Source organism: Synechococcus sp. R8-2, from assembly GCF_047461715.1.
In the GTDB taxonomy this organism is placed as follows: domain Bacteria; phylum Cyanobacteriota; class Cyanobacteriia; order Thermostichales; family Thermostichaceae; genus Thermostichus.
The window spans coordinates 1-5413 of sequence record NZ_JANSHQ010000441.1 but is presented as its reverse complement, the minus strand read 5'-3'; the positions used below and the strand labels follow the sequence as shown (position 1 = coordinate 5413).

At 58.5% G+C, this 5413-nt stretch carries 4 protein-coding genes; 2 read left to right on the top strand and 2 right to left on the bottom strand.

Annotated features, from left to right (window positions below):
• Positions 1–115: 115 nt before the first annotated feature.
• Together NW819_RS10535 and serA are read right to left on the bottom strand one after the other, a co-directional pair.
• Positions 116–1417 carry a bifunctional folylpolyglutamate synthase/dihydrofolate synthase gene (locus NW819_RS10535; protein ID WP_414413711.1) on the bottom strand — a complete coding sequence of 434 codons (1302 nt, stop codon included), beginning with the start codon at positions 1415–1417 and terminating at the stop codon, positions 116–118.
• A 76-nt stretch (positions 1418–1493) separates the two neighbouring features.
• Complete coding sequence (serA, locus tag NW819_RS10530) at positions 1494–3074, bottom strand: phosphoglycerate dehydrogenase (RefSeq protein ID WP_414332254.1); 1581 nt, start codon at positions 3072–3074, stop codon at positions 1494–1496.
• Between the two features lie 233 nt (positions 3075–3307).
• Between serA and NW819_RS10525 the strand changes: the two genes are divergently transcribed.
• Together NW819_RS10525 and NW819_RS10520 are read left to right on the top strand one after the other, a co-directional pair.
• Complete coding sequence (locus NW819_RS10525; protein WP_414413710.1) at positions 3308–4519, top strand: acetate kinase; 1212 nt, start codon at positions 3308–3310, stop codon at positions 4517–4519.
• 118 nt (positions 4520–4637) lie between these two features.
• Positions 4638–5102 carry a hypothetical protein gene (locus tag NW819_RS10520; protein WP_414332256.1) on the top strand — a complete coding sequence of 155 codons (465 nt, stop codon included), beginning with the start codon at positions 4638–4640 and terminating at the stop codon, positions 5100–5102.
• Positions 5103–5413 lie beyond the last annotated feature (311 nt).

The window sequence follows — 5413 nt, the reverse complement described above, 5'->3', positions numbered from 1 at the left end:
CTAGCTCGGTGCCAGGCCCACCTCCACTCACTACACGCACGATACTGGGGTCTTACTCTAGCTCCTCTCCAGCTACACAAGGGAGGAGCTTTTGTTTTTCATGCCGTTTCACTTATCAACAGGCCAGCTCCCATCCCAAACAGCGCTGCATCACTTGACCCAATAGGTACAGGGATCCGCAGATTACAGCTGGTGGCTCAGTGAGGTTTTTCGGCTTGAGCAACTGAGCCCGAAGAGCGGAGAGATTGGGCAGTGCCCGTGCCGAGGCGAGATGAGGCTGCAGAGTCTGGGCTAGCTGAGCAAGTTGCTCGGGATCCGTCCCAGAGTGGCCGGCAATTGGCAGGGCAAAAAAGCAATCTCCCGGTCGCAGCAGGGTGCTGAGAATGCCCTGGACATCCTTGGTGGTGAGGATGCCCATATACCAGGTGAGGGGGCCGGGTTGATACTTATCCAGATAGCGACGGAGAGCCTGGGCAGCGGGTAAGTTGTGGGCTCCGTCCATCAGCAACTGACGGGATCCAATCTGCACCCGCTGTAAGCGCCCCGGCCAACGGGTGATGGCAAATCCTTTTTCGACAGCGGCATCCGGGATCCGCCAGCCCTGTTGCTGTAGGGTTTCTACAACGGCAAGGGCTACTGCTGCATTGGTGAGTTGTACATCGCCGCTGAGGGGCAAGGTGAGGAGCTGCCCTCGCCAGTGGACGGTTTGAGGCTCTGACCATCGCAGAGGTTCGACCATCTTCAGGGGGCTTCGCAATTGCTCTGCCTTGGCTCGGATAACTGCTGTGACCTCTGGAGTTTGGGGTGCGCACACTGCCGGGATCCCTGGCTTGAGAATACCCGCCTTTTCAGAGGCAATTTGGGGAAGGCTGTTGCCCAAGCGCTGCCAATGATCCCAGCCGATGGAGGTGATAGCCGTTACCACTGGCTCGATCCCAGCATTGGTAGCATCCAGCCGCCCCCCCAGGCCCACTTCTATCACTGCCACATCCACCTTTTGCCGGCGGAAGTACAGCCAAGCGGCAGCGGTGATAACCTCAAACTGGGTGGGAGAAGCCTCGTCAGGGGCATAGGTTTGTAGGCAGTCTCGCACCTGGGCCAGCGCTTGGCTCCAGTCGTTGGCGGAAATGTATTCCCCGTTCAGCCAAATCCGTTCCCGCCAGTCCACCAAATGGGGAGAGGTGTAGCGGCCCACACGATAGCCTGCCGCCCACAACACGTGGCTGACCCAGGCACAGACAGATCCTTTGCCGTTGGTGCCGGCTACGTGGATGGCCGGGATCCCAGCTTGGGGCTGTCCTAGACGCTGCAGCAAGACTTGCATGCGTTCCAGACTGAGATCCACACCAAAATGGCCCAGGGACTCCAGAAAGGCCGGCCAATCCCAGTCTGGGATCTGGGACAGGGTTAGGGACAAGTTGCTCTGGTTCAAGCAAAGACTCCGTCTTGCCAGGGTAGGTGAGATTTGGGATTTTTTCTAGGGGTCAACAATTCTAGAGGTTCACTACAAAAGCGTCACGGATGCCCGGCTGCTTGAGCACCTCTTCCAGGATCCCATCCGGCAGGGGATCGTCCAAGCTGAGCACCATGACTGCATCGCCGCGGATGATCTTGCGCCCCACCTGCATGCTGGCGATGTTGACATTGTAGGCTCCCAGCAGGGTGCCAATCCGTCCGATGATCCCCGGCATATCCCGGTGCAGGGTCATCAGCATGTTGGCGGAAGGGGGCACATTCACCGGGAACTCGTCGATCTGGGTAATCCGCACCTCTCGCTCCCCAATCAACGCCCCCGAAACCGAGCGGATCCCATTGGGGCCGTGGGCAATCAACGTCAGGGATCCGGAATAATCTTTCAAGGAGGGATCTCGGGTTTCCACCACCCGGATGCCCCGTTCTTTGGCCTCAATGGAGGCGTTGACGTAGTTGACCCGCTCCCGCAGCGCCAGCGTCAAAAGCCCTTTGAGGGCGGCAATGACGATCGGCTGCCCATCTTTTTCCGCCAGATCTCCCTGCAGGCGGATCTCCAACTGGTTGACGCGATCCCCCGCCAATTGGCCAACCAAGTTGCCTAGGGTTTCGGCCAAGTCCAGGTAGGGTCTGAGGTTTTGCAGCACCTCTGCCTGTAGGCCGGGGATGTTCACGGCAGAGCGGGCCGGCAGCCCCAGCAACACATCGCGGATCTGCTCGGCCACATCAATGGCCACATTCACTTGGGCTTCTTCGGTGGAGGCCCCCAAGTGGGGAGTGAGCAGGACTTCTTTGCCCAGGGAAAACAGCGGGGAGTCCTTCAGGGGCTCATTGGCAAATACATCCAAAGCCGCTCCGGCAATTTGGCCGGATTTCAGGGCTTCGTACAGGGCTTGTTCATCCACCAAACCGCCGCGGGCGCAGTTGATCAGGCGAGCGGTCGGCTTCATCATGCGAAAGGTTTCGGCGTTGAACAGGTTGGTGGTTTCAGGGGTTTTGGGAACGTGCAAGGTGATGTAGTCCGATTCCTGCACCAAAGTTGTGAAGTCTACCAGGCGCACCCCCAGTTGCTCTGCCCGCTCCACGGACAGATAGGGGTCATAGGCCAGCAGCTTCATCCCCATCGCCTTGGCAATCTGGGCCACATGGGATCCAATCCGACCCAATCCGACAATCCCCAGCGTTTTTTTGTAGACTTCTACGCCGACAAACTCTTGCCGATTCCACAGGCCCGATTTCAGAGAGGCATTGGCATCGGGTATGTGGCGGGAGAGGGCCATCATCAAGGCAATGGCGTGCTCGGCAGCGGCAATGGTGTTGCCCTCTGGGGAGTTGACCACCAGGATCCCGGCTTTGGTTGCGGCAGGCACATCGATGTTATCGACACCAACGCCCGCCCGCCCGATGATTTTTAAGTTCGTCCCCGCCTCGATTACCTCTCGGGTAACCCGTGTACCGGAGCGCACCATGATGGCATCGTAGTTGGGGATGACCGCGATCAACTGCTCTGGGGTGAGCTGAGTTTGCACATCCACCTGAGCGACTTGGGAGAGAATGTCGATCCCCGCCTGATCGATGGGATCTGTGACGATGACTCTGGGCATAAGCAGCGTTAGTCCAGTGGGATGGAGGGCAACAGAAGTAGGGGAACAGATTACCCAAAAAATTGGGTCTAAAGCTCCGTCCTACCGCTACGCAGTTCGCCTTGGCCTCAGGAAGCTGCAGGAGGGCTTTAATGCTATGGTCATCCTTAGCGGCAGGGTAGTCAACCGCTCTGTTCAAGCAAGCGGGCTATAGGCCTTAAGCCCAGCAGTGCGAAGGCCAACGAAGACACGCTGTGAATATTCTGGTCGTCAATGCCGGTTCCAGCAGCCTCAAATCCTCCCTATTTCTGACGGTTGAGGGAAGGGTGGAGGCCACGCCCATCTGGCAAGCCCAGGTGGATTTCACCTACAAGCCGGGGGAGGCCCTCATCCAGACTCGTCGGCGAGGCGGTGGGTGGGAATCTTTTCCCTCCGCTTCACCTGAGGGAGGGATCGGCCAACTGGCCCCGCTGTTTCAAAGCCTCTGGCAAGGGGAGGGATCCCTGCTCCCGCAGGCGGCTGAGATCGGCGGCGTCGGCCATCGGGTGGTGCATGGGGGATCCCTGTACCGGCAGCCTACCTTAATTACACCGGAGGTGGAGAGGGCGATTGAGCAATTGATCCCCTTGGCCCCAGCCCACAACCCTGCTGCGCTGGCTGGCATCCGTCTGCTAAGGCAACTGTTGCCGGGGATCCCTCAGGTGGCCGTTTTCGACACCGCCTTCCACCAGCAAATGCCTCTGGCCGCAGCCCTTTACCCCCTTCCCTACGCTTGGGCTGAACAAGGGATCCGCCGCTACGGGTTTCATGGCATCAACCACGAGCATTGCGCCCGTCGCGCTGCCGAGATCTTGAACCGACCCCTGGAGGAGTTGCGGCTGATCACTTGTCACCTGGGCAACGGCTGCTCGTTGGCGGCCATTCGCGGGGGCAGAAGTGTGGACACCACCATGGGCTACACCCCCCTGGAGGGCTTAATGATGGGATCCCGGTCGGGGTCAGTGGATCCGGGCATTTTGATCCATCAGTTGCGCCAGGGCATGAGTGTGGATGAACTGGATCGGATCTTGAACCGAGAATCGGGGTTGAAGGGCGTTTCCGGCCTGAGCAGCGATATGCGGGTTGTGTTGGAGGCAATGGAGGCAGGCCATGCCCGGGCGGAGCTGGCTTTCGAGCTGTTTGTTCACCGTCTGCGCAGCCAGATTGGGGCGATGCTCATGAGCTTAGATCGGCTGGATGCGCTGGTGTTTTCTGGGGGGATTGGGGAAAACTCAGCACCGGTGCGGGCGGCAGCCTGTGCAGACCTAGGTTTTTTAGGGATCCAGATCGACCCGGTTTTGAATGCCGGATCCCCCCGCAACTGCGATATCAGCACTTCGGATGCTCCGGTGCGGGTTCTGGTGATCTCAGCCCAAGAGGACTGGGCCATTGCCACAGCTTGCCAAAACCTTTTGCAAGGGGAATAGACGAAGGATTCCAGGCTGCTTCTCGCCAGGTTCTCTCCTTTCCGCCCGCTGGCTTGGTGGAGACAAACTCTAGACAATAAGCTCAAAAAAAGAAGACCTTTTGGAGTGGAGGAAAACCATGCAGCGAAGGCATGAACGGATCCCATTGCTGGTGCTGCTGAGCAGTGTTCTGGTGGGGTGTGGGGGCACGACCGGCAGCAGCGATCTTCTGCCCCTGCCGCCTCCCATACCTGCTCCATCCCTCACCATTACTGATCTCTCTCCGCGCACCGTCTTGGTGGGGCAAACTCCAACCTTTGTGGTGTCTTTCCGGGTAGAGGCCCCTGCCGGGATCCGGGGTTCCAACGCCTTTTTGGCTTCCGTCACCACCCCACTGGGCAATTTCGTAACCCTGGGAGCTTTTGATGCTGCTCAGTTGCCCGGCTGCTTCGTTGGGGCGACCACCTGCACCGTTACAGGGCTGACCCTGACCCAGAATCGCTTTACCCTCACTCAAACGGGATCCCATCAGCTCACCATCAGTGTGTTCGATCGGCAGGAGCGGCTGGGCAGCGGCAGTTTCCCATTTACCGGAGTGCTTTGAAAACGGTTTGGATAAAGACACAGAGGATACTAGTCTTGCAGGATCCCCAGAAACTCAAAACTCACTCTAGGCCCTATCTCTCAGGTGGATTTCTGAGGCTTCCGGCCAAGGGATCAGGCCACCTCGGTCAAACTTGAACGGCCTCGCCGTTCCTGAGGAGATCGAGTTTTGTTGCTTCAAATCGGGTGGGGATAAAGTCGAGTATGTAGTCACTCTAAACATCATGGTCTAAACATCATGAATGAAACCTTTCCGTCTGGCTCCCCTCTCCCTCTGGAAGAGGAGCTGAGGGTGGTCGCGGAAGCGGCGCG